Below are 23179 nucleotides of genomic sequence, written 5' to 3' on the forward strand. Positions count from 1 at the left end.
GAACAGTCGAAACTGAACAGGATTTCGAGCCGACATCTATTGCTATCCGGTCACACCTTCTTGACGACGCTCGACTTCAATTGCATCGGTCCGATGCCGTCGACTTTGCAGTCGATGTCGTGGTCGCCGACGCCCTGAACGAGGCGGATGTTGCGCACTTTGGTACCCGACTTGATACCGGTGGGGCTGCCCTTCACCTTGAGTGTCTTGACGACGGTCACGGTGTCGCCGTCCGCAAGGACGTTTCCTACAGAGTCCTTCACCACTCCCGGAGCCTCACCTGCACCATCGGCCGGTGCCCACTCGTGTGCGCAGGACGGGCACACCATCAGCGCACCCATTTCGTAGGTGTATTCGCCGGCGCATTCGGGGCATGGGGGCAGGGTGTCTTCCACGCGGGTCATCCTATCCAGCCGGCGCGCGATTCCCATTTTTGCACTTCATGAACCGTTCTTGAGACAAATATTGCACTCGATGAAACTTTGCACTCTGTGCAATTATGGATGAAATGGGAACCGAAACACTCGGATTGCGTGAACGAAAGCGAATTGCCACGAGGCAGTTGATCGAGCACACGGCGGTCGAACTCGTCCTCGGACTGGGCTACGACGAAGTGACCGTCGAGAAGATCTGCGAAGCCTGCAACCTGTCGACGCGCACGTTCTTCAATTATTTTCCGACCAAGGACGCCGCAATCGGTGGGCTCATGCTCGTCGTGCCGAGCGAGACGACCATGATCACGCTGATCAACGAGCACCCCGACGATCCACTCCGAGGCGCGCTCGCGGTCTTCGAAGAGGCCATGCAGATCGTCGACGAACGGCCCGACCTGCTCGCGCACAGACGCGAATTGTTCGAACGGCATCCCACGCTCTTGCAACAGCACCTGGCCACGTTCCACGACCTGGAAGACACACTCACCCGACTCTTGACGCGCGAGTTGCGCGGGCGCCCCGACTATCGACAACTTCCGGCAGACACCGCCGCCGCAGACGAAGCCACCGCGACGGTAATCACAGCGGGCGCAGCGATGCGCTACGTCTTCCGGAAATGGCAGGGCAGCGAACGTGCCGGCCCCAGAACCGAACTGCTGGATCCTGCACTACTCCTGATGGCTCGAATTCTCCGATCCGCGAACTGATTTCGCCAGCCGTCACTGAACTAAGGAACTTCATGTCCACTCGAGAAGCTGCGACCGTCGACCCCGACGGCGCGCACACCGACACCGACGCCGCGCCAGACAAACGGTCGATCATCCTCGTTTTTGTCGGGTTGATGATCACCATGCTGCTGGCATCGCTCGATCAGATGATCTTCAGCACTGCGTTGCCCACCATCGTCGGCGAATTGAACGGCGTCAACCACATGGTCTGGGTGACGACGGCGTACATCCTCGCCTCGACCGTCATGATGCCGGTGTACGGAAAACTCGGTGACCTGATCGGCCGCAAGGGCCTCTTCATCGGCGCCATCAGCATCTTCATCGTCGGTTCGGTGATCGGCGGTCTGTCCCACGACATGACCACACTTATCGCTGGTCGCGCAGTACAAGGCCTCGGCGGCGGCGGTTTGATCCTGCTGTCCCAGGCGATCATCGCCGACGTCGTTCCGGCCCGGCAACGCGGCCGATACATGGGCGCGATGGGCGGAGTGTTCGCGCTGGCTTCGGTTGCCGGTCCCCTACTCGGCGGCTGGTTCACCGAAGGGATTGGCTGGCGTTGGGCCTTCTGGATCAATATCCCCCTCGGCCTACTCGCCATCGCGAGCGCGATGGCATTTCTGCACCTGCGGAAGCCGAACCTCGGCAAGCCTCGCATCGATTATCTGGGCATGGTTCTCGTCGCGACGTCAGCGACGTGTCTGATCCTGTTCACGACTTGGGGCGGAAACACCTACGCCTGGGGATCGGCCGTCATCATCGGGTTGATCATCGGCTGCGTCGTGACGGCAGTGGCCTTTGTCTTCGTCGAGAAGCGTGCCGACGAACCGGTAATTCCGATGCATCTGTTCGCTCAGCGCAACTTCGTGTTGACCACAGTCGCCGGCCTGATCATCGGAATCGCCATGTTCGGTGCGCTCGCCTATCTGCCGACCTACATCCAGATGGTGACCGGCAAGAACGCCACCGAAGCAGGATTGATGATGATTCCCATGATGGCAGGCCTGCTCGTCGCCTCCATCGGTTCCGGCCAGCTGGTCAGCAAGACCGGCCGCTACAAGATCTTCCCCATCGTCGGAACGTCGATCGTCGCAGTTGCTCTGGTCCTGCTGTCACGTCTGACGCCCTCGACTTCGCTGCTGGTCTTCGGTTGCTACATCGCACTCATGGGCATCGGGCTCGGCCTGGTCATGCAGATCCTGATCCTGATCGTGCAGAACACCTTTCCCGCCGCTGAAGTGGGAACTGCCACTGCGTCGAACAACTTCTTCCGTCAGATCGGTGCTTCGTTGGGCAGCGCGATCGTGGGCAGCCTGTTCGCCTCGCGCCTGACCAATCTGCTGTCCGAGAGGCTTCCGGCAAACGGAGGCGCAGTCGGTGGGGATGAGAACTCGTTGACACCGGGAATTCTCTGGAAGTTGCCGAGCCAGGTTCGCGAGATCATCGTCGGCGCATACAACGATGCGCTTGCGCCGATCTTCCTGTACCTCGTCCCCTTGGTCATCGCAGCGGTCGTCTTATTGCTCTTCGTCAAGGAGAAGCCGCTCGCGACGACGATCGATCGATCGGCACCCCCGCTCGAGTAATTGACTATCGTGGCGTGATGTCGCACGCACCGAATACGCCCAGACGCACTCTCGCTGTTCTGGGCGTATTCGGCGTTGTAGTGGTTGTCGTTGTTGCCGGCGTGCTTTGGTGGTTCGCCCGCGGCGACGACGCCCTCGCCGGCGAGAACCTCGACTCGTTTCCCACGGTGGACCACAGCACGCTGACCGCTCAGCAGAGTGCGCTGCTGACCGTCCTCGAACAGGAATGGGCATCGGGCAGTCCTGGCACCAAATACGCCGAGGGTGTCGAAGAATCGTGGTGTGCCGATTTCGTGAGCTGGTCGATGAACCAGATCGGGACGCCCTTTTCGAACCCCAACTCCGGCTCGTGGCGCATCCCCGGGGTGTACACGCTGCAGGAGTACTACGAGTCGGTCGACGCGTTTGTCCCTTACGGACAGGGCTACCAACCGAAGGTCGGCGACACGATCCTGTACGGCGACTCGAGCCCCTTCGGGCAACACGTCAACGTCGTTCTGATCAACGACGCCGGCACACTGACAACCGTCGGCGGAAACGAGAACAACAAAGTCATGCTTCATCGCATAGTGCCCTCGGAAGTTCCGGGAATCGTCGGGTTCGGCGTCCTCTGAGCCAACCCCCTGCCGTCTTGGCGTGATGAAACTTTATCGATATGGGCGGCGAGATTTCCGAATTGGTTTGACTGTTGGATGGAGCAAACAGATTCACAATATTCGGGTAATCTTTTGTTTCCGTCGGCGACAGATATTCGACCTACGCGAAGGACCGGATCTGGCAACTAGATTCGTATCCAGCTGTCCCCTACCTCAGACAGGAATTCGATGCGCCCCGGTGAGCTGACCACCCTCGAGCAGTTGCAACTCATGGCCCGCGCGGCTGCTGCGCAGGCCATGAGTACTCCGTCGATGCTCCGACTCCGGCTCGGCCGCTACCCCACTCGGACACTCGAGCTGCGCAAACGCGCACTCCCCGACACCAAGCTGTGCAGCGAAGCGCTCGATCACGCCAAAGGCGCACTCTCCCCCGCGGTCTTGAACCACAGTTTGCGATGCTGGATCTGGGCGGACGTCTTCGCGCAGATCGATGCGATCGAGTACGACCCAGAAGATCTCTTCACCGCGTGTGCGCTTCACGATGTCGGCTTGGGCGCGAAGGGAACGACCGAGCACGGGTGTTTCACCCACATCAGCGCCGCAGACGCGGAAGAACTCGCGACCCGAGTGGGCGCCTCGAAGAGGTCGACACAGCGAATCGGTGAAGCGATCCGTCTGCACATGGATCTGACCGTCGACCGCGGCGCGGGCGCTGACGCCTACCTACCGCATGCCGCAGCGCATTTCGACGTTGCCGGTCGGCGTGCGCCCGAAATTCCGCGAGCAACTGTTGATGCAACAATCGCGGAGTACCCGCGAACAGGGTTCACCGACGAGTTCGCGCAGTCGATGCGGCGCGAGGTCGAGCTCCGTCCTCACTCTCGCGCGGCGACGCTCTGGAGATCGGGAATGGCCTTGCCGTTGCGTACCAATCCCCTGGATTGGAAGAGCCGGTAACTACGAAAAGTCCTCGAGCACTGCGGTTCGCGCCCCTCCGACGTTCCCGGTATTCACCACGCCCACGGGTTCGATCAACATCACCTCCGCTTCCTCTTCGGCGATGGGACAATGTTCGACTCCGCGAGGTACAACGAACAATTCACCGGGCCCCAGCGAAACATCTCCGTCGCGCAGTTGGATTCGGATCTGCCCCTTTGTCACCAGGAACATTTCGTCGGTGTCGGCGTGGGTGTGCCAGACGAATTCTCCTTTGATCTTGACGATCTTGATCTCGTAGTCATTGAGTGACGCAATCTTCTTGGGTGACCAGTGCTCGGTGAACTGACCGAACTTCTCGTGGAGCGATATCGCTGTTGCCGAACTGTCCATGGTGTTCCTCCCTCTGGCTCGCCATCGTTGCGACGACGAACCCGCACCACTCTTCGTCACCCGAGGCCGATGCGTCTTGTACGTTTCTGACATGGATCCACACGGCGCACAGATCACCGCGTGGGCACCGGGCCTCGAGGGAATCACCGAGGTCTTTCATGCCGATTTTGTCGGCCACGCCTATCCGAAACACACGCACGATCAGTGGTCGCTGATGCTCGTCGACCGCGGAACGATTGCGTACGACCTAGACCACCGAGCACACGGAGCGGCCCCGGAGATCGTGACTCTGTTGCCGCCAGGCATCGCACACGACGGAGTTCCGGTCACCGAGGCCGGATTTCGTCAACGAATCCTTTACCTCGACACGTCAGTTCTCGGTGAGGTCCTCATAGGCCCGGCGGTGGACAGCCCCGAGATTCGAGACCCTCTGCTGCGCCACCGCATTGATCAACTGCACTCTGCACTCGGCCCACACGGCGAATCACTCGAAGCCGAAAGTCGCCTGGGGTTCCTCGCTGAAAGACTGAACGAGATCCTCACACCGGCCACAGTTCGATCCCTTCACACTCCCACCGTCGACGAACGCGTTGCCGATCAACTTCGGGAGCTACTCGATGCGCGACTCACAACGGGAATCACGATGCGAGAAGCGTCGAGCATTCTGCAGCGGAACCCCACCTACCTCATCAAGAACTTCGCGACGCACTATGGCCTTCCGCCTCACAAGTACGTCACGGGACGCCGGATCGATCTGGCACGACGCGCAATCCTGGCGGGACGCGAATTAGCGGATGTAGCCGTCGACGTCGGGTTCCACGATCAAGCCCACTTGTCACGACACTTCGTCAAGCATGTCGGGGCGCCACCCGGCAGGTACGCACTGAACGTGGCCGGCAGAGAGCGCTAGCCGCAGCACTTGGCACCGGTTTCATCGAGCAGACACTGTTTCCAGTCAGCTGGAGCCTGTGTGCACTGAATGAAAACGGTGTCAGGTCCAGCGATCAAGCAGCCGTCTCGAGGTCGACCAGCAAGAACTCCTCGCGCCGCGGCCCCCAGTCACGATCGGTCAGCTGATACGAGCGCAACGCACCAGGTGCACGGGCCAACTCGTAGAAGCGCTCGGAGCCCCGCACGAACTGCGTCGTAGCCCAACCCCAATCTGCGCCGTGCGGAATCTTCGGGTCGGGAAGCATGTCGGACTCGATCGACATGAGCCGTAGGCGCCGAACTACTCCGGTCGTGGCGGCATCTGCGCCGAAATCTATCCAGGCCTGACGCGCGTTTGGGTCGTCACGAGGAGTTCCGGCAAGTAGGTGCATTGCACCCGCGACTTCGGCGACCGCCCACCGGCGCGGGTTGTCGGCATTCCACGAGAGCCCCCAACGGACGGTCTCCCCCAATTCTGGAGGGACAAACCACCGAAAACGCAGACCGTCGACGATGACCGGGGTAATCATCGCGTCGAGGTTCTCCGACGCACCGACCACTCGACCGGCTCCACCGCATCGTCGAGCCCGAGAACCACGCGAGCTGCGTTACGTCCTTGATCGAACAATGACTGGCGAACCGTAGTCAGCCCGGCGTCCGACGCCGCTGCGGTGTCGTCCCACCCGACGACCGCGACCTCGTCGGGCAACGCAAGTCCGAGTTCACGGATCGCGTCCAGCACCCCCAGAGCCAGTTCGTCACTCATCGCCAGCACTACATCGGGCCTACGGCTCGCCGGAACATCGAGCAGCAAGCGAGCCATTCGCGCTCCCTCGCTCCGCTCATTGACGGTGACAACCCCAACTCGTACCGACGACCAGTCGAGTCCGGCGTCCCGGACTGCGCGTTCATAGCCCTTCAGCCGATGGCGGGAAACCGGGAAGAAGGCCTCACCCGGATCCACATCCATCCGGATCTCGGAACGACGCTCGCGATCCCACGGGAGGCTGATCACCGCGGGCCGCTGCGCCCCCGACAACCCGACCGCCGCAATAGCGGTCGCGCCGGCAACATCGTCCATCCCGACGAGATCCACACCCTCGTGCGCCGGCCCGCCTTGAATGCACGCAGGTTTTCCGGTGCCGACAATCGCGTCGAGGATCGGGTCGTCGAAGACTGTCGTCCAGACGACAAAACCGTCTACCGCTGCGTCGCGAACTCTGTCGACGTCTCCGGGTCTCCCCGAGTTCGGCAGCATCATCAATCCGGCATTCGCGTCCAGGCAGGCGTCGGCGACGCCCGACAGGAATCGCCGGGCTACTGCGTCTTCGAAGGCGTACGTCAGCTTCTCGCTGAAGACGACCGCGATGTTGTTGAACTTGCCGCTCCGCAACGACTGCGCCGCTCGGTTGGGGCCCGAGTACTCGAGCTCTTGCGCCGCCGCGAACACCTTGGCCCGCGTTGATTCCGACACGCGCTCGGGTTGCGCGAAAGAGTACGACACCGACATCACCGACACGCCTGCGGCCTTGGCGACGTCGGCCATCGTCGGTCGACTCGAACGCTGTGCACGTGTGGCCATGCGCATCAGCATAGCGAGTGCAGAATATCCATTGCGCAGGTGTGTATCGATACATGTACCGTTACACACCATGACCGCTCGACTGCCGAAGGCGACCACGCTACGGCTGATGACACTGGCCGGGGCAGCCTTCGCCTACGTGACGGCTGAAATGCTCCCCATCGGACTCCTCAGCGAAATATCGTCCGACCTCGACGTCACCGAAGGGCGTGTCGGTCTTCTGCTGACCTTCTACGCATACGGTGTCGCGGCCCTGACGCTTCCGTTGATCTCTGCAGTCAAATCCTGGCCGCGCCGACGCGTTGTCGTTTTGACCGTGGCCACCCTCGCGGTGTCGCAACTGGTCGCTGCGTTGGCCGTCAACTATCCGATGCTGGTGATCGGGCGGTTGCTCTGCGCTGCCACGCACGGCGTGTTCTGGGCAGTGGTTGCGCCGGTAGCAGCGACTCTGGTTCCGCGCGGACAGCAGGGCAAGGCCATCGCGATGGTGTACGCCGGCACGTCTCTCGCTTTTGTTCTCGGAGGTCCCCTGTCTTCTGCGATCGGCCAGTCCTGGGGTTGGCGGACCGCGTCGGCGGCAATCGGTGTGGTGGCAGTGATCATCGCTTTCTCACTGCATCGTGCGTTGCCCGAAATGCCGGTCGATCAACTCCACCGGAGCCAGCGAGACAAGCCGAAGCCGACACCTGAGATGAGACGGGCACTCGCCGTCATTTCTGCGGCGACGTTGTTTGCTGCGCTGGGGCAGTTCGCGTCGTACACGTTCTTCACGCTTCTGGTGGAGCAGAGCCTTGGCTCGTCCGGTGGGATCCGTACCGCGATGCTTCTGGTGTACGGCGCCGCCGGCGCAGTCGGGGTGTGGGTCGCCGGCAAGTACTACGACCGCCGACCGCGCCTCTTCACGCTCATCTCGATCGCGACGGTGGCAGGCGCGCTGGCCATCTTCTGGCTCTTGGCGCCGTCGATGGGAGCGTTCGCAGTTGTCGCCACGATCTTGTGGGGCGCGGCGTTCACCACCGTTCCAATCTGTCTACAGTCCTCGGTTCTGCGCGCCGTCCCGATCGGGACCGACCGTGCCTCCGCCGTTTACGTGGTCGTGTTCCAGATCGCGATTGCGACCGGCGCATTGCTCGGCGCCGCTGTCGTCGACGGTGGTGGGATCTCGCATCTGGCGGGAATCGGGGTCGCTTTGATGATCGGTTCATTGGTGATAGTCGGGTTCGGCCGACGCGCATTTCCCCGCGAACCGCAGCGGTCCACTCACTCCCCCACCGACGCGGCAGCCGGCCTCGCGTCGTAGATCAGGGTGTAGCGCCAGAACAGTCGCCTCTTGATCCGGCTACCTGGCAGATGCAGGGCGGCTGCGCGCCGGACGTCAGCCATCGACTCACCAGCTTCCGCAGTAGGAGCGGTCATCGACTTCAGCGGCTCCACCGCAACCTGTCGATGCCCGAGCACGCCGACGACGGGATTGCAGACTGCCGCCAACACCGACAGGAGTCCGTCGGTCATGGTCGTCGATCGATAACACCCGACTACGACGAGCCGACCGCCCGGTTCGAGCAGGCCGCTCAGGCGTTTCATCGATTCTTCGAGTGGAAGATGGTGCAGCGCCGCGACGACGGTGATCGCGTCGTACCTCACCTCGGACGCGAAGTCGTCGAACCGCAGCGCTTCGATGATCACGTTCTCGTCGTCCGCAAACCTGGCGAGCACGGCGGCCGAGGTCGTGGGGTCGGGTTCGACGCCGACCACCACGTCGAACCGCGTACGCAGGAGGTCGATCAGATTGCCCGTCCCGCACCCCACGTCCAGGGCGCGACCGGACCTGGTTCCGCCCAGATTGCGCAGAACCCACCGTCCGTAGTGATCGTTGTGACTCCACGGATGGCACCGGTTGAAACCGTCCAAGCGAGCAATCACACCCATACCCGACGGTATCAACCCGCGCCTCCCGAGCCAGCCGTCACAATCGCGGGTCGACCGGCTCCGATTCGAGAGCCAACACCGCGAAAACCGCCTGGTGTGCGCGCCACAACGGTTCGCGGTCGACCAGCCGAGTCACCGCCTCCATGCCGAGCGCGTACTCGCGTAGCGCCATCGACTGCTTGTGCCCGAGGTTGCGATTGCGGAGCCGAGCAAGCGTCGACGGTTCGAGGTAGTCGGCGCCGTAGATCAAACGCAGGTACTCACGACTGCGAACCTTGATCCCCGGCTGAACCTTCGCGTTGTACCCGCGAGGTCCGTGAATCTGATTCGCCAGCGGTTTGACGACCATCCCCTCACCGCCCTCACCGGTGAGCGACTCCCACCACTTTTTCGCTTCGGACACCGAGTCTTCGGAACCGAGATCGACCACCAGTCGACGTGTGGTGGTAAATCGATTCGGCTTTGCCTCGGCCAGGCGGTCCGCAATTGCGAGGTGCCATTCGTGATCCCGTTCCCCGTACGACCGGCCCTCGGTCGCCAGCACCTGAAACGGAGCGATGGTGACTCCGTCCAGCCCGTTCGTCGGCCACACGTACCGCCGGTACGCCTCACCGAAGCGCTCGATACTCCCGGCTCGAACCGATGTCTGCTCGAACATTTCCGCCACGTCCAGACCCCGCGAACCGGCCTGCGCCAACACTGCCTCGCGGGCGGCGAGATCAGTTCGCCCCGCCGCCGCGACCGACGCGTACTGCGAGCGCAGCAGACCTTCTGCTTTGACGTTCCATGGCAACAGTTCGCAGTCGAGGAGCAGCCAGTCGGTGCCCAACTCTTCCCACAACCCAGCGGATGTGACTGCGGCGGCGATGTCGTCGACCAACTTCTGAGTCAGCTCGTCGTCGAAGAACTGGCGGCCGGTGCGGGTGTGCACCATGCCGGTGAGCGCATCCGGTGCGTCGAATCGGGACTGAGCAACCGATCGATCACGGCACACGAGCGCCACTGCCCGCGAACCCATGTGCTTCTCTTCGCAGATGACTGTTCCGATTCCGGCAGCCCGGTATGCGTCGAACGCGGTCGACGGGTGTTCCAGATAGTCGTCTGACTGGGCGCTCGCGCACGGCGCCATGGTCGGCGGTAGGTACCGCAGCCATTGCGGCGCGACCGCGAAGCGGCTCATCACTTCCAAGGCCCCGGCGGCGTTGTCGGTGCGCACGGACACCCGACCGCGGAGTTCAGTGTCGACGCCGGTCGTTTCGAGGACGTCGGCAAGATCGAGCACGTCTGGATCGCGAGTCGGCGGAGCCAGCGGCACGATCGGTTCGTACCAAACCTGCTCTGCCGGAACCGACACGATCTCGCGCTCCGGGTATCGAAGTGCGGTCAGAGATCCACCGAACACACAGCCGGTGTCGAGGCATGCGGTGTTGTTGATCCATTCCACCTCGTGGACCGGAGTGTGGCCGTAGAGGACCATCGCAGATCCTCGGTAGTCCTGCGCCCACGGGTATCGAACCGGCAAGCCGAATTCGTCCGTCTCACCGGTTGTTTCACCGTAGAGCGCAAAGCTCCGCACTCGGCCGGATGCCCTGTTGTGGTAGTCCTCCTTGAGACCGGCGTGCGCGACGACGAGTTTGCCGTCGTCCAGGACGAGGTGCGCCACCAGCCCGTCACAGAAGTCGACGACGCTGTCGCGGAACTCCGCCGTCTCGGTGGCGAGCTGCTCGAGCGTATCGGCCAGACCGTGACTCGCCGTGACCTTCTTGCCCCGCAGCGCTTTGACGAGTTTGTTCTCGTGGTTACCCGGAACCGCTATCGCATGTCCCGCCGCGACCATTCCCATGACCAGACGCAGCACACCGACCGAATCCGGTCCCCGATCGACGTAGTCTCCGAGGAAGACGGCAGTGCGCCCTTCCGGCGGCACGGCATCGACAGCGCCGCCATCGGCCCCGTAGTCGACGGTGTAGCCGAGTTTCGCGAGCAGCGTCTCGAGTTCACTGCGACATCCGTGGATGTCGCCGATGACATCGAACGGGCCACGCTCGACACGCAGATCGCTGCGGAGCGGGTGACGCGAGAACTCGGCTTCGGAAACCGCGTCCTCACCTCTGAGGATGTGAACCGAACGGAAACCTTCCTTGCCCAACCCGCGAAGCGAACGAGTCAACTGCTGGTGCTGGCGGCGAACGACATCGCGCCCGAACGTCCGATCAGCGCGAGCGTCGTTGCGTGCAGCACAGACCGATTCCGGGACGTCGAGCACAACTGCAACCGGTAGTACGTCGTGATCGCGAGCCAACGAAACGAGTCGCTTGCGCGCGGCGGGCTGGACGTTGGTCGCGTCGATCACCGTCAGACGTCCGCGTCGCAGACGCTTGGCTGCGACGAACTCCAGCACTTCGAAAGCGTCGGACGTCGATTCCTGCGAATTCGGATCGTCACTGACCCATCCTCTGAAGGTGTCACTCGAAAGAGTTTCGTACTCACCGAAGTGACGCGCGGCAAAGGTCGACTTCCCCGAGCCACTGACGCCGATGAGTACTACAAGAGCGAGGTCTGGAATTTCGTACACCGTCATGACGTTCGTGCCTCCTTCGTGAAGATCGCCAATTGCGTCGGCCCGCCGTGGGCCGGATCGATTGTTCCGACAAATTCGAACTCCACGGAATAGCCATGGGCTCGGGCTGTTTCGGTTGCCCAGTCTTCGAATTGGGTTCGGGAGAACTCGAACCGGTGATCCGGATGCCTGAACTCTCCCTCTGCCAACGCCGGATACAGCACGTTGTAGTCGGCATTCGGGGTGGTCAGCAGCACATATTGCGGCGCTGCGTCCACGAAGACCGATCTGACCAAAGCCGGCAGGCGCGCCGTGTCGACATGCTCGACCACCTCCATCAGCACGGCTGCGTCAAAGCCTTTCAACCGTGCGTCACGGTAAGTCGCGGACGACTGCATCAAAGACACACGTTCACGTTGGACGTCGGACATTTCGGTGAACTTCAATCTCCGCTGCGCACGCGTCAGTTCACGCGCGCTCACATCGACGCCGACAAGTTTGTCGAATTGCGCGTGGGGCATCAGCGCCTCGATCAGTTTCCCTTCGCCACAACCGATGTCGACGATTGTTCGAGCATGCAGTCGCTGTAGCGTCGCCAGAACTGCTTCGACACGAAGCCGTGCCAGCGGCGGATCCGGGCGCGGCAGTTCGATCTGCACCTCCGCTTGTTCGGGAATCAATCGGTCGACTACCGATTCGACCAGGTCACGTCGACGCGCCAGGTAGCGGGACATGATCAGCGCGGAATCCGGATGCGAAGCCAACCACTCCCCGGCGACGCGGATCAACTTGTCCGCCTCGTCCGATCCCACCCAGTAGTGCTTCACGTCGTCGAGTACCGGCAACAGCACATAGAGGTGCCGAAGGGCGCTCTGCACGGCGTGTTCCCCGGTCAGTGTCAGCGACACGAAGTCGGAGTCTCCCCAATTCGGCAGGTGCGGATCAAGTTGCACCGGAGTGGCTGTCACGTCCCACCCCAGCGGCCCGAACAGACGACGCGGCAATTCGGCATCGCCGCCGCACGGAACCACCGGAATCGAGACCGTCAACGCGAGTTCTGCCTCGACGAGTTCCGGGTGCGACTTGCACGTTCCTGTCAACGCGGTACGGAACAGCTTCGACAAAGCAACCGAGAGGATCGACGACGCCGCGTACGGTCGGTCGTTGACGTACTCCCCCAGCGAAAAGTTGTCGCCACTCTTGCCGCGTCGATACCTGCTCTGCACAAGTTCGATGGGGTCGACGTCCACAATCACTGCCACAGTTGTCTTTTCGGCCGAGGCTTCCGGGTACAGAACCGTGGCGGTGCCGATCGCCAAGTCGAAAGCTTGCACTCGGTCGGGATGTTTGTGCAGCAGGTAGCTCAACGCAGTCGCATCAGGAGACTGCGAGGTCGGGGTGGTCGTCAGTGTCAGTAGCACCAGGCGAATGTAGCCCGGCAGACGTCCGGAGCGCCTCCGATTTACGCGCCCCGCAGCAGTCAGAACCGCGCAGCAGTCAGAACCGCGCAGCAATCAGAACAAGGTAAGAGCTGCTCCCGCACCTACCAGTTCACGCGGCGCTTCGCGCGATTGCTTGCCAGATGCATTGACGTCTCGATGCTCCGATCGACCACCCAACCCATGACGCTCGACCAGTGGCTCGACGCGGCTTGCGAGCCAACGCTTGTATTCGGGAGTGACATACGCGCCCCGCCCGTACAGCTCACGGTAGCGGCGGACGAGTGCCGGGTGTTCCTGAGCAAGCCAGTTCATGAACCAGCCCCGAGTACTGCCGCGCAGGTGCATCGGGAAGACCGTCACACTTGTCGCACCCGCCTCTGACAGTGCTTCGAACAGACCGTCGAGGTGACTGGTGGAATCGGTGAGGAACGGAATGACCGGCGCCACCATCACATTGCACGCGAATCCCGCGTCGGTGATGGCGCGGATCATCTCGAGGCGCGCCCGCGGCGACGGTGTGCCAGGTTCGATCTGCTTCTGAAGTACGGCGTCGTTGATCGCCAACGACACTCCGATTCCGACGTCGACCTGCTCCGACGCCATCTTCAGCAGTGGCAGATCCCGCCGAAGCAGAGTTCCCTTCGTCAGGATCGAGAAGGGAGTTCCCGATTCGGTCAGCGCGCGAATGATGCCGGGCATCAAGCGGTATCGCCCCTCGGCTCGCTGATAGGGATCGGTGTTGGTGCCCAGTGCCACCGCCTCCCGTTTCCAGGACTTTCGCGCCAACTCCTTGCGGAGCACCGCGGCGATGTTCGTCTTCACGACCACCTGGGAATCGAAATCCGCGCCGGCGTCGAGGTCGAGATACTCGTGGCTCGGTCTCGCGAAACAATATCGGCATGCGTGTGAGCAACCACGAAAAGCGTTGACGGTGAAGCTGAATGGCAACGTCGACTCTTCGGGCATCTTGTTGAGTGCGCTCTTGCAGAGCACCTCGTGAAACGTGATTCCCTCGAACTCCGGAGTCTGCACGGAGCGAACCAACCCGGCCCGTTCGAGTCCGGGTAGCGCTCCGTCATCTGCATCCAATGCCTGACCCGACCACCTCATGGCCCCAAGTCGAACACTTGTTCTAAGGTATGTCAAGATGGAGCAAATACCCGACCGTGCCTCACCACGGCCGGGAAGTTGTTGGCAGAATTCGGTGCATGTCGAACAGAATCAATATTTCGTCCGGTTCCGAATGGGAACCCAAGATCGGTTACTCCCGCGCCGTGCGCATCGGCAACCAGATTGCAGTCTCTGGCACCACCGCTCCTGGTGAGACCCTCACCGATCAGACACGCGCGGCGCTCGAAACGATCAAGGCAGCACTTGCCGAGGCCGGCGCTTCGCTCGACGACGTCATCCGCACTCGCATGTACCTTCGCGACATGACGCAGTGGGAGCAGGCCGCTCTCGCCCACGGTGAAGTGTTCGGCGAGATTCGTCCCGCCACGACCATCCTCGAGGTCAGCTCGCTGATCGACCCCGCTCTTCTCATCGAGATCGAGGCCGACGCGGTCCTCAGCTGATCGTCAATCCGGACGTTTGTGACAGTGGGCGCCTAGTCTGAGCCGATGAAACCGATGCGGCTGTATCCGTTGACGCTCGCGCTCGGCATCACTGTCACTTTCCTCTCGCCCGGCTCTGCACTTGCAGAACCGGGCGAGAGTTTTTCGACGGCTTGCGGCAGCCCGCTGAGCAATGCCGAGGTGGATCGGATTGCCGAACTCAGCGACGTCACGACGCTGAACGGCAGCGGGCTACCTCGCCTCGAGACGGCTGTCGAACGTCATCGGCAGATCACGTCGATCCTCGTCTCACACCACGATTGGCGAGGCCTGTTCTCCATCGGCCTCGACGCTGTCGAGCACGAGGCGGTAATGCCCCTGCAGCGAGATCCCGCAGCTTTCGACAATGACGACTGGGCCCATTCGGTCAGCTATGAATTGCTACGCAGGTACCTGGTGAACGTCCACGCGGAATTCACGGGTACCCCCATCGATCCGGCGTGGAGCAACTATTTCACTCTGACGCGTCAGTGCGACGCCAGTCCCGCGCGGGTCGCCATGGCCGGATACAACGCGCATCTCACCGTCGACCTCGCTCATGCCGTCGCTACATCCGGAACCACTGCGGAGGATGTTCCCGATTTCTACAAGATCGTCGATTCCATTGCCGTCAAGGGTGGTTCGATCGTGACCCTCACCAAGGCCGAGTACGACGCTGACCTCGGGCCGCTCTGGCGGTTCTACTTCGTCGGCGAAGGACTCAACCGGTTGGCCGGAAACTCGCAGCCCTCGGAACTGCTGCTCCGCGCAGCCGACAGCGGATACAACACCATCACACTGGCCAACGGGTTCGCCCTCCAGAATCCGCAGACCCGTCCTGGCGCCGAGCAGGAGATCGACGCACTCTGGCGCACCACGGATTCGGCTCTCGACGTACTCGCACGGCTCGGCGGTCTGTGACTTCTCACCCTCTGCCGACCTGAAACGGACACACCTGAGACAATGACCCCATGACGGGGCACTCGGCGGGGCAAGGCATGCAGAGTCCCGCCATGCGCCGGGTACGAGACCTGTTGCGCGGACCCGCAATTGTCTGCAGCGAACAGGCCACCATCCGTGAGGCCGCGAAGTTGATGACCGACGCGGGCCGCCGTGCTGTTGTGATCCCTACGGCCACAACCGGTTTCGGAATCTTCACCGAAGGTGACTTGCGGGCTCGCGTGGTAGTCGGTGGCGTCGACAGTAGTCAGCCGGTTTCGACGGTGATGACGCCGTCTGCGGTGACTGTCGACCCTGATCGACTGGGCGCCGACGCCGTGACCGACATGCTCGAGTACGGATTGCGCCACCTCCCGGTCGTGACCGAGGCAGGCACGTTGATGGGTGTGCTCGAACTCAGTGACCTCCTGACTTCGGCCACCAATCAAGGTTTCGAACTGCGAGCAGCACTCGCCACGGCGCAGGACGACGCGCACCTCGTCGAAACGGCCCGTGCCGTACCGGTTCTGGTGACGGAGTTGGTGGCGTCGCGGGTCTCACCGCTCGACATCGGCGCCACGCTCGCCGTGCTGATCGACGTCACAGTCAGGCGAGCCATAGAGTTGGTTGTCGGCGGCGACGAACGACCGGATTTCGCGTGGCTTTCGCTCGGCAGCGTCGCGCGGCGTGAAGCGCTCCCGTCTTCGGATATCGACAGCGCACTGGTGTGGGGCGGCGAATCCCATCACGAAGGTGCCGACGCCGCGAAGCGCATCCACGACATCCTCGATCTCTGCGGGTTCCCGCGAGACACCAAGAACGCCGTCGCCACCCAGGCCAGGTTTGCGCGAACGCTGCCACAATGGCGCACTGCGCTGCGAAAATGGGTCTCCAATCCGTACCAGGACCAAGCGCTGGTCATGTTGTCGATGCTGGCGGATGCCCGCGTCGTCGCGGGCGACCCGGCGCTGGATCCTCGCCCTGCAGCGTTGGATCAACTGCGACTGCATCCGGCCGTGATGCGTGTACTACTTCGCGAAGCGGTCGGCGACAAGGCAAAACTTCATTCGTTCAAGGACGTGATGACGCGTCGGACCGGAACCGTCGACCTCAAAGCCAGCGCAGTCCAACCGATCGTGAACATCGCTCGATGGGCGGGGATTTCCGTGGGCGCCCGCACGAGTTCGACACTCGAACGACTCAAGGCTGCAGCGGGGAGCGGTTTTCTACTCGACGACGACGCCCAGGTGCTGATCGAGTCTTTCGAAGTCTTGCAGCAGATTCGCGTCCGCCACCAGACCGATCAGTTCTCCGCGGGTAGGCCGCCAACCGACGAGGTCGTGATTTCCGAACTCACACCACTCTCACGCAGCTTGCTGAGCAACGCGGTGCGCGAGGTCGCAGGTGTGCAGCGACGCCTCGAGTATGCCGCGTCCGCGTCGGCGCTACCCGACATCGACCCGTGAATCGCAGTGCGCTCGAACAGGTTCTGGCCGCGGAGCGACTCGAAGGCTGGGATCCGAACGATGAGCAGATCGCGGAACTCGAAGCCGTCCTGATCGGGATGCTTTCTCGGCGTGAGTATTTCGAGCAGGAGCTGGCGCGGGCCGTCGGCCTCTCGTCAACGATTCCCCCGCGGATCCGCTGGCGACGATCAGCGCCGTACGTCTATCGCGGTACAGCGGTACTCAAGAACAACTTCGACGTACGAGATCACGCGGCACTGCAGTCGCTGGAATTTGCGGCGACCGCACTGCGTCTGGGCGAGGCACATCTCGGAGACGAACTGGTACCGCACACAGGCGACACTGTCGAACTTCTCCTCCTTCACCAGCATGTTTTCCAAGACCTGTACCAGTGGGCCGGCCACATCAGAACCGTCGACATCAAGAAGGGCGCGGCCACCTTTGCTCCGGTTTCCGCGATCCGGAACTACCTGTCCGAGGTGGAAGAGATCATCGCCGCCGTCGACTGGGCCACGCTCGATCGCGGCGCTACGTCGTTCGCGCTCGCGTCGGTGTACTCGACGCTCAATCATGCCCACCCGTTTCGGGAAGGAAACGGCCGAACCGGAACCCTCTTCCTGCATCGACTCGCCGCCGACACCCGGTATCAGCTCGACTTGTCGCGGGTGAGCAGAACCGAGTGGGTATCGGCGTCGAGGGATTCTGCGCCTTTCCGGCCCACCGGAACGCCGTCGCCGCGCCCGTTCATCGATCTGTTCAATCGCGCGCTGTCTCGCTGATGCGATCACCTGCCGCTAGTTCGCGTGGGGACTGAACACCTTTACTACTGAGTGAGCACCGCCTCCGTCACTCTGGAAGCGGTGCTCACTCGGAGAAAACGGTGATCAGTCGGCAATCAACCGGGTAGCGAGAACTCCCCCGCATCCGACCAGCGCTGACGCTCGGCCCCGAACGCGACGGACTGCATCGCGCGGAACTCCTCGATGGAGCGCGAATTCGACGCGAGGAACTCCTGATGCTCGGCCAGGGAGAAACTTCCGTCCTCGATCTCGACTCCCCCGCCGCGGCCGGCGGCGGTGTCCGCACGCAGATCCATCAACTCTTCCGGCTCGACGGGATACCAGGAGATCCGGTCGAAGAATCGCAGTAGCCAGGGAGTGCCCTCCTCGAACGGACCCGACTTCGCGGGGTGGCGGTGATTCCACACCTGCGTCGTACGTCCGACGAACTGGTACCCACCTGGGCCTTCCATGCCGTAGATGCAGAGGTAAGCCCCACCGATCCCGACGGCGTTTTCCGGGGTCCAGGTGCGGGCAGGGTTGTACTTGGTCGTGACCAGGCGATGGCGCGGATCGAGCGGTGTCGCGACCGGCGCTCCGAGGTAGACGTCGCCGAGGCCGAGCACCATGTACTCGGCGCCGAAGACCGTGTCGAACACGTCGTTCACGGATTCGAGACCGTTCATCCGGCGGATGAACTCGATGTTCCACGGGCACCACGGCGCGTCGGCGCGAACGCCGTGCATGTACCGCTGGATCGCTTCGCGCGTTGCCGGGTCGTCCCACGAAAGTGGCATCCGCACAGTGCGACTGGGCACAACAAGTTCGTTGGCCGCCGGCAAGGTGTCCTCTGCCTCGGCGAGCATTCCCATCAGTGTGTGGACGGGCAGGACATCCGGGTCGACGCGGACCTGCAGGCTGCGGATTCCCGGTGTGAGATCGAGTAGTCCGGCCGGTTTCTCGAGTTCGAGTCGCTGATGCAGCGCGTGTGCACGCGCACGCAGAGCCAGGTCGAGATTCATGTCGCCGTACTCGACCAACACGTTGTCGTCACCCGAGCGGCGATACGTCACCGGGGTGTCGCCGTCGCGGCGGGCGATGACGCCGTCGTCGCCGTCACCGCCGGTGGAATGCACAACCGAACTGGAGGCTCGACGCGATACTCCCAGGTCACGGCGCGAGGCCGCCCGTTCGGCACGAACCGGTACGAAGCGAATCTTGTTGCCGGGAGCCAACTGTCCGAGCTTCCATCGATCGGCGGAAACGACCGTGATCGGGCAGACGAAGCCGCCGAGGCTCGGTCCGTCGGGTCCGAGGAGGATGGGTGTGTCGCCGGTGAAGTCGAGTGCGCCGATCGAGTACGCGTTGTCGTGGATGTTCGACGGGTGAAGGCCCGCTTCGCCTCCGGTGGTTCGGGCCCAGTCGGGTTTCGGCCCGACCAACCGGACTCCGGTGCGGTCGGAGTTGAAGTGGACCTCGTACTCGGTCGCGTACAGAGTGTCGATGTCGGAGCGGGTGAAGAACTCCGGCGCCCCGTGCGGGCCCTCGGTCACCGCGAGTTCCCAGCACGTGTGTATCGCCGGAACATGCTCGGCGGGAACAGCTCCCGCTGCGCCGGTCGCCTGTCCGAGTTTGAGAACGTCTCCTGCACGCAGGGTCCGGCCTTCGTGTCCACCGAACCTGCCCAGGGTGAAGGTCGAGGCGCTGCCGAGATAGTCGTCGGTCTCGATTCCGCCCTGTACGAGTACGTAGATGCGCAGTCCCGGACCCCTGACCGTTCCGACGTCGAGCACCGCTCCAGCGGGGACGAAAACCGGTCGCCACTGACCGTGTGCGACGCCGTCGACGGTCACCGACACCGGGGCGCCTGTGACGCACACCGTGGTGTCTTCGTCAAAGGTCATCGCAGGTCCAGCCATTGCACATTCGATTCCCGGAGCGCCTTCAGAATTTCCGAGTGCGGTGTTTCCCAACCGAAACGACAGGTCGTCCATCGGGCCCGATGGTGGGACTCCGATCTGCCAATATCCGACCCGTCCGGGATAGTCCTGAACCGTCGTCAGCATTCCGGGACGCACGATGGTCAGCTTTGCGTTCATTCGTCCGCTCCCGGCCGTGTGACGATCATGCGGACGGCCGTCGGATCGAAGCCGTTGCACGGGTTGTTGATCTGCGGGCAGTTGGACACGAGGACAAGCGCGTCGCGTTCGGCACGCAACGCGAGCCGCTTTCCCGGCGCCGACAGTCCGTCGACGATGCCGAGCGTGCCGTCGGGGTCGACCGGGACGTTCATGAAGAAGTTGATGTTGGACACCAGGTCCCGTTTACCGAGCCCCCATTTGGCGCCCTCTACGAGGAAGTTCTCGACGCACGCGTGCTGATGCTTGGTGTGGTGGCCGTATCGCAACGTGTTCGATTCCTGAGAGCACGCGCCGCCGACCGTGTCGTGGTTTCCGACCTCGTCCGCAACAAGTGTCATGAGCGGAGTTCCGTCGTCACTGCGGAGCACGGAGCCAGTGGTCAGGAACAGATTCCGCTGGGCGGCGACAGTCGCTGCTGCCGAATACCGAACGCTGTGATCGTCACCGGCGTAGACGAGTGTGTCGACGGCTTGATTTCCGTGCAGATCGACGATGGTCAGGACGTCACCGGCACGAACGAGCGCTGACCACGGCCCGAACGCGTCAGCGATCTCGTCGAGGATCACCGTTCCGGGAACGAGGGCGGGGACATCCAAGGTGGTGGTCATGCGATCTCCTCCAGGTTCGAAGCCGTCCAGGCGTCTTCGGTATTGAGCACTGCGCGTTGATATTCCGGCCCGCGATCGACAAGGCTGTCGAGTTCGTCGGCCGCATTCCACGCGAGCACTTCGAGGGACGTGGTGGGAAACTCCGACGCCGGGTCGAGTGGGTGCGCAGTGTTGGCGATCATCACGATGACGGGCAGGTGGATCAGAAGGTCAACCGTTGCACCTGCTCCGGCGGATCCGGTGCTGGTGAGAGCGCCGTCGGCTTCGACGCGCACACCGTGGAAGAACGACAACGGAGGCGCTATGTCCTGCGGCCCGAGTCCGTTCTTCGCGGCAGCCACGGTGAAAAGCTCGCGTCCGGCGGGTGAGCCACTGTGCAACGAACCCTGACCGTATTTCGCCTCGTTGGTGGCGCGCGATGTCGTTCCACAGAACGCGTCGTGGTGACCCGAGGTGTCTGCGACGACGGTCGCGAGTACTCGCCCCTGATCGGAGAGCAATGGGTGCCCGACGCCGAGATACGCCTGCCACGGCACCTTGACGGTATCGGCGACGTTGAGCCGCTCCCAGGGAGCGTCGGCGCGGTAGAGCAAGACATTGGCGCAGGCGCTGCCAACGACGTCGCGAAGTCGCAATCGCGTTCCACGGGCGAGAACCTTCGTCGTGTATCGCCCACCTGGCACCGTTTCAGCCCAGGTCAGACGCTCCGAGGCGACGTCCTCGGGTGGGTTCGGCCAACGCGTCGCCGGCAAGACGGGCATGGAATCGGTGATCGTTCCGGCTTGGGACCGGGCATGCTCGCGGGCTCCGGCGGTGGTCTGGGTAGTCATGGTCAGGCTCCGATCGTGACGGGATTCGGGGTGGCGCGGCCGCGCGGGAAGCAGGCGACTCCAAGGCCGACGACCAGCGCAATCGTGATAGGGGCAGCCCACTGCAGGATGGGATAATCGCCGGTGGGATTGAAGATCTCGGCCCTCGGCCAGGACAGGTTGATCACCATCAATGCGCCGTACGCCACCGCCGCGATATTGACCGGCACTCCCCAGATACCGAGGGAGAACAGCTTTTCACCTTCGGCATCGAACTTGGGGCCGGCAGCGGTGCGCGGCCATCCCTTGAGCCGCTGAATCAACAGCGGCACAGTTACCATGAGGTAGGCCAAGTAGATCAAGATGATGCACACGCTGGACAGGGTCGCGAAAATTGCCGAGTTGCCCACGTTGACGGCCAGAACGGCGATGCAGATCAGGCCGATGAGGATGGACGGTGCGATAGGTGTTCCAGTGCGGGGGTTCACCTTTGCCAGGATCGGCGAGGCCGGCAGACGCCCGTCGCGGGCCATGGAGAACATGAGCCGCGATGCTGCGGTCTGAATTGCCAAGGTGCATACGAACACTGCGATCGAGACGTCGATCAGCAGAACGGTGCCCCACGGCGAACTCAGGATGGACGTCAGTACGTACGGCAAACCTTCCGTGGCCAGGCGACCGTCGGTGAGCGAAGGCGCCGCCATCAATGCACCGAGGATCATCAAGCCGCCACCGAGTGCGGACGCAGAGAGTGCAAGACGGATCGTGCGGGGTGCAACCCGTCGAGGATTGCGGGTCTCCTCGGCCAGTTCCCCTGCCGAACCGAAGCCGACCATGACGTAAGCGGCCATCAGTCCGGACATGATCCACGCCCAGGCGTATCCGGGCTGACCGCCGGCACTGCCGGTGTCGAAGACGACGTCCGGTCCGCGCTGAGCGTGGGTGAAGAACATCCCGACCACAGCGATGACACCGACGATTTCGCAGGTCACACCGATGTTGTTGATACGCGACATCCAGTTGACGCCGATGCAGTTGATGAAGGTGGTGAGAACCAGAAGTACCGAACCGAGTAGCACCGCATTGGCAGCACCACTCGAGGAGGTGAGCGCGCTGTCCTCGCCGATGATCTGGAACCCACTCCACACATTGGGGAGCACAACTTGCAAGGCGATGGCGGCAGCCGATGCGGTGACGATCTGCGCGAGAATCATGAACCACCCGGCGAACCAGCCGACGATCTCACCGCCCATTCGCCGCGACCACTGGTAGATGGCACCCGAAATCGGATATCTGGCAGCAAGTTCCGCGAAGTTGAGCGCGACCATGAACTGTCCGATGAAGACGACCGGCCAGGTCCAGAAGAAGGCCGGCCCCGCGAAACCGAAACCGAGACCGAACAATTGGAAGATCGTGGTCAGAATGGAGACGAAGGAGAAGCCCGCGGCAAACGACGCGAACTTTCCCAGCGATCGATGCAGCTGCTGCTCGTAGCCGAACTCCGCGAGGTCGCCGTCGTCGTGAGGTGAAGATGCGAGCGCGGATGCGGTTGTGGGCTGCGCAGCCGGGGTGGTTGCACTCAACGGCGTACTCCTTCGGCGAAGCGATTCAGAGGCGAATAACTGTCGATTGATAGTTTTCGCGAAATCCACTCGCCGCAGGTGACGCCCGCGTATACGATTCGCCCGATTCTGTAACAGGCTCGTTGAGTACGTTTCGAGCACGTGACCAA

General features: G+C 62.6%; 22 protein-coding genes. 10 read left to right on the plus strand and 12 right to left on the minus strand.

Going from position 1 to position 23179, the window contains the following annotated elements; all coding sequences use genetic code 11:
* Window positions 1-50: 50 nt before the first annotated feature.
* Entirely contained in the window at window positions 51-404 is a 354-nt protein-coding gene (locus tag ACFWEM_RS09955) for a zinc ribbon domain-containing protein YjdM (RefSeq protein ID WP_378533193.1), read from the minus strand.
* Window positions 405-508: 104 nt separating this feature from the next.
* Here ACFWEM_RS09955 and ACFWEM_RS09960 point away from each other — a divergent pair, with 104 nt between their 5' ends.
* The 4 genes from ACFWEM_RS09960 to ACFWEM_RS09975 all read left to right on the plus strand — a co-directional run bounded on the left by ACFWEM_RS09960 (window position 509) and on the right by ACFWEM_RS09975 (window position 4298).
* Entirely contained in the window at window positions 509-1141 is a 633-nt protein-coding gene (locus tag ACFWEM_RS09960; RefSeq protein ID WP_378533195.1) for a TetR/AcrR family transcriptional regulator, read from the plus strand.
* A gap of 32 nt (window positions 1142-1173) precedes the next feature.
* Window positions 1174-2745, plus strand: a complete 1572-nt coding sequence (locus ACFWEM_RS09965) for an MDR family MFS transporter (RefSeq protein ID WP_378533197.1) — start codon at window positions 1174-1176, stop codon at window positions 2743-2745.
* A gap of 17 nt (window positions 2746-2762) precedes the next feature.
* The gene (locus tag ACFWEM_RS09970; RefSeq protein WP_378533200.1) at window positions 2763-3359 is read left to right on the plus strand and encodes a CHAP domain-containing protein; all 597 of its coding nucleotides are present in this window, start codon (window positions 2763-2765) and stop codon (window positions 3357-3359) included.
* A gap of 210 nt (window positions 3360-3569) precedes the next feature.
* Window positions 3570-4298, plus strand: a complete 729-nt coding sequence (locus ACFWEM_RS09975; RefSeq protein WP_378533202.1) for an HD domain-containing protein — start codon at window positions 3570-3572, stop codon at window positions 4296-4298.
* Here the strand turns inward: ACFWEM_RS09975 and ACFWEM_RS09980 are convergent, their stop codons facing one another.
* Window positions 4299-4670: a cupin domain-containing protein gene (locus ACFWEM_RS09980; RefSeq protein WP_378533204.1), complete on the minus strand. Its 372-nt coding sequence runs from the start codon at window positions 4668-4670 to the stop codon at window positions 4299-4301.
* 91 nt (window positions 4671-4761) lie between these two features.
* Between ACFWEM_RS09980 and ACFWEM_RS09985 the strand changes: the two genes are divergently transcribed.
* Complete coding sequence (locus tag ACFWEM_RS09985; RefSeq protein WP_378533206.1) at window positions 4762-5580, plus strand: helix-turn-helix domain-containing protein; 819 nt, start codon at window positions 4762-4764, stop codon at window positions 5578-5580.
* Window positions 5581-5674: 94 nt separating this feature from the next.
* Here the strand turns inward: ACFWEM_RS09985 and ACFWEM_RS09990 are convergent, their stop codons facing one another.
* On the minus strand, window positions 5675-6160 hold the full coding sequence (locus ACFWEM_RS09990) for a hypothetical protein (RefSeq protein ID WP_378533208.1): 486 nt from the start codon (window positions 6158-6160) through the stop codon (window positions 5675-5677).
* A complete protein-coding gene (locus ACFWEM_RS09995) occupies window positions 6127-7182 on the minus strand; it encodes a LacI family DNA-binding transcriptional regulator (RefSeq protein WP_378533210.1) in 1056 nt (351 codons plus the stop codon). The genes ACFWEM_RS09990 and ACFWEM_RS09995 overlap by 34 nt, the downstream gene beginning before the upstream one ends.
* Before the next feature lie 70 nt (window positions 7183-7252).
* Here ACFWEM_RS09995 and ACFWEM_RS10000 point away from each other — a divergent pair, with 70 nt between their 5' ends.
* On the plus strand, window positions 7253-8482 hold the full coding sequence (locus ACFWEM_RS10000; RefSeq protein ID WP_378533212.1) for an MFS transporter: 1230 nt from the start codon (window positions 7253-7255) through the stop codon (window positions 8480-8482).
* Here ACFWEM_RS10000 and ACFWEM_RS10005 read toward each other — a convergent pair.
* The 4 genes from ACFWEM_RS10005 to ACFWEM_RS10020 all read right to left on the minus strand — a co-directional run bounded on the left by ACFWEM_RS10005 (window position 8443) and on the right by ACFWEM_RS10020 (window position 14223).
* Window positions 8443-9111: a class I SAM-dependent methyltransferase gene (locus tag ACFWEM_RS10005; protein ID WP_378533214.1), complete on the minus strand. Its 669-nt coding sequence runs from the start codon at window positions 9109-9111 to the stop codon at window positions 8443-8445. The genes ACFWEM_RS10000 and ACFWEM_RS10005 overlap by 40 nt on opposite strands.
* A 37-nt stretch (window positions 9112-9148) precedes the next feature.
* Complete coding sequence (locus tag ACFWEM_RS10010; RefSeq protein WP_378533216.1) at window positions 9149-11692, minus strand: polynucleotide kinase-phosphatase; 2544 nt, start codon at window positions 11690-11692, stop codon at window positions 9149-9151.
* Window positions 11689-13113 carry a 3' terminal RNA ribose 2'-O-methyltransferase Hen1 gene (locus ACFWEM_RS10015; RefSeq protein WP_378534519.1) on the minus strand — a complete coding sequence of 475 codons (1425 nt, stop codon included), beginning with the start codon at window positions 13111-13113 and terminating at the stop codon, window positions 11689-11691. Before ACFWEM_RS10015 ends, ACFWEM_RS10010 begins: the two co-directional genes overlap by 4 nt.
* A gap of 72 nt (window positions 13114-13185) precedes the next feature.
* Window positions 13186-14223 carry an Rv2578c family radical SAM protein gene (locus tag ACFWEM_RS10020; protein WP_378533218.1) on the minus strand — a complete coding sequence of 346 codons (1038 nt, stop codon included), beginning with the start codon at window positions 14221-14223 and terminating at the stop codon, window positions 13186-13188.
* A 98-nt stretch (window positions 14224-14321) separates the two neighbouring features.
* Here ACFWEM_RS10020 and ACFWEM_RS10025 point away from each other — a divergent pair, with 98 nt between their 5' ends.
* From ACFWEM_RS10025 to ACFWEM_RS10040, 4 genes are read left to right on the plus strand one after another with little or no spacing between them, the layout of a single operon-like run.
* A complete protein-coding gene (locus ACFWEM_RS10025; RefSeq protein ID WP_019748335.1) occupies window positions 14322-14687 on the plus strand; it encodes a RidA family protein in 366 nt (121 codons plus the stop codon).
* A 54-nt stretch (window positions 14688-14741) separates the two neighbouring features.
* Window positions 14742-15626 carry a DUF5995 family protein gene (locus ACFWEM_RS10030; protein ID WP_378534521.1) on the plus strand — a complete coding sequence of 295 codons (885 nt, stop codon included), beginning with the start codon at window positions 14742-14744 and terminating at the stop codon, window positions 15624-15626.
* A gap of 50 nt (window positions 15627-15676) precedes the next feature.
* Window positions 15677-17110 (plus strand): putative nucleotidyltransferase substrate binding domain-containing protein, encoded by a 1434-nt coding sequence (locus tag ACFWEM_RS10035; protein WP_378533220.1) that lies wholly within the window; start codon window positions 15677-15679, stop codon window positions 17108-17110.
* A complete protein-coding gene (locus ACFWEM_RS10040; RefSeq protein WP_378533222.1) occupies window positions 17107-17889 on the plus strand; it encodes a Fic/DOC family protein in 783 nt (260 codons plus the stop codon). Before ACFWEM_RS10035 ends, ACFWEM_RS10040 begins: the two co-directional genes overlap by 4 nt.
* Window positions 17890-18005: 116 nt before the next feature.
* On the opposite strand, the gene ACFWEM_RS10045 is transcribed toward ACFWEM_RS10040, so the two are convergent.
* From ACFWEM_RS10045 to ACFWEM_RS10060, 4 genes are read right to left on the minus strand one after another with little or no spacing between them, the layout of a single operon-like run.
* Window positions 18006-19988 (minus strand): 5-oxoprolinase/urea amidolyase family protein, encoded by a 1983-nt coding sequence (locus ACFWEM_RS10045; protein WP_378533224.1) that lies wholly within the window; start codon window positions 19986-19988, stop codon window positions 18006-18008.
* Entirely contained in the window at window positions 19985-20638 is a 654-nt protein-coding gene (locus ACFWEM_RS10050) for an urea amidolyase associated protein UAAP2 (protein ID WP_347872683.1), read from the minus strand. Before ACFWEM_RS10050 ends, ACFWEM_RS10045 begins: the two co-directional genes overlap by 4 nt.
* Window positions 20635-21468 (minus strand): urea amidolyase associated protein UAAP1, encoded by an 834-nt coding sequence (locus ACFWEM_RS10055; RefSeq protein WP_378533226.1) that lies wholly within the window; start codon window positions 21466-21468, stop codon window positions 20635-20637. The genes ACFWEM_RS10050 and ACFWEM_RS10055 overlap by 4 nt, the downstream gene beginning before the upstream one ends.
* Before the next feature lie 2 nt (window positions 21469-21470).
* Complete coding sequence (locus tag ACFWEM_RS10060; protein WP_378533228.1) at window positions 21471-23030, minus strand: amino acid permease; 1560 nt, start codon at window positions 23028-23030, stop codon at window positions 21471-21473.
* Window positions 23031-23179: the final 149 nt, after the last annotated feature.

It is taken from the genome of Rhodococcus sp. NPDC060176, from assembly GCF_042728675.1.
Taxonomy (GTDB): Bacteria; Actinomycetota; Actinomycetes; order Mycobacteriales; family Mycobacteriaceae; genus Rhodococcus_F.

What these genes read in the sequence shown, in the direction of transcription:
- ACFWEM_RS09955 (WP_378533193.1), bottom strand. Translation starts at nt 404, where the DNA reads ATGACCCGCGTGGAAGACACCCTGCCCCCATGCCCCGAATGCGCCGGC.
- ACFWEM_RS09960 (WP_378533195.1), top strand. Translation starts at nt 509, where the DNA reads ATGGGAACCGAAACACTCGGATTGCGTGAACGAAAGCGAATTGCCACG.
- ACFWEM_RS09965 (WP_378533197.1), top strand. Translation starts at nt 1,174, where the DNA reads ATGTCCACTCGAGAAGCTGCGACCGTCGACCCCGACGGCGCGCACACC.
- ACFWEM_RS09970 (WP_378533200.1), top strand. Translation starts at nt 2,763, where the DNA reads ATGTCGCACGCACCGAATACGCCCAGACGCACTCTCGCTGTTCTGGGC.
- ACFWEM_RS09975 (WP_378533202.1), top strand. Translation starts at nt 3,570, where the DNA reads ATGCGCCCCGGTGAGCTGACCACCCTCGAGCAGTTGCAACTCATGGCC.
- ACFWEM_RS09980 (WP_378533204.1), bottom strand. Translation starts at nt 4,670, where the DNA reads ATGGACAGTTCGGCAACAGCGATATCGCTCCACGAGAAGTTCGGTCAG.
- ACFWEM_RS09985 (WP_378533206.1), top strand. Translation starts at nt 4,762, where the DNA reads ATGGATCCACACGGCGCACAGATCACCGCGTGGGCACCGGGCCTCGAG.
- ACFWEM_RS09995 (WP_378533210.1), bottom strand. Translation starts at nt 7,182, where the DNA reads ATGGCCACACGTGCACAGCGTTCGAGTCGACCGACGATGGCCGACGTC.
- ACFWEM_RS10000 (WP_378533212.1), top strand. Translation starts at nt 7,253, where the DNA reads ATGACCGCTCGACTGCCGAAGGCGACCACGCTACGGCTGATGACACTG.
- ACFWEM_RS10005 (WP_378533214.1), bottom strand. Translation starts at nt 9,111, where the DNA reads ATGGGTGTGATTGCTCGCTTGGACGGTTTCAACCGGTGCCATCCGTGG.
- ACFWEM_RS10010 (WP_378533216.1), bottom strand. Translation starts at nt 11,692, where the DNA reads ATGACGGTGTACGAAATTCCAGACCTCGCTCTTGTAGTACTCATCGGC.
- ACFWEM_RS10020 (WP_378533218.1), bottom strand. Translation starts at nt 14,223, where the DNA reads ATGAGGTGGTCGGGTCAGGCATTGGATGCAGATGACGGAGCGCTACCC.
- ACFWEM_RS10025 (WP_019748335.1), top strand. Translation starts at nt 14,322, where the DNA reads ATGTCGAACAGAATCAATATTTCGTCCGGTTCCGAATGGGAACCCAAG.
- ACFWEM_RS10030 (WP_378534521.1), top strand. Translation starts at nt 14,742, where the DNA reads ATGCGGCTGTATCCGTTGACGCTCGCGCTCGGCATCACTGTCACTTTC.
- ACFWEM_RS10035 (WP_378533220.1), top strand. Translation starts at nt 15,677, where the DNA reads ATGACGGGGCACTCGGCGGGGCAAGGCATGCAGAGTCCCGCCATGCGC.
- ACFWEM_RS10045 (WP_378533224.1), bottom strand. Translation starts at nt 19,988, where the DNA reads ATGAACGCAAAGCTGACCATCGTGCGTCCCGGAATGCTGACGACGGTT.
- ACFWEM_RS10050 (WP_347872683.1), bottom strand. Translation starts at nt 20,638, where the DNA reads ATGACCACCACCTTGGATGTCCCCGCCCTCGTTCCCGGAACGGTGATC.
- ACFWEM_RS10055 (WP_378533226.1), bottom strand. Translation starts at nt 21,468, where the DNA reads ATGACTACCCAGACCACCGCCGGAGCCCGCGAGCATGCCCGGTCCCAA.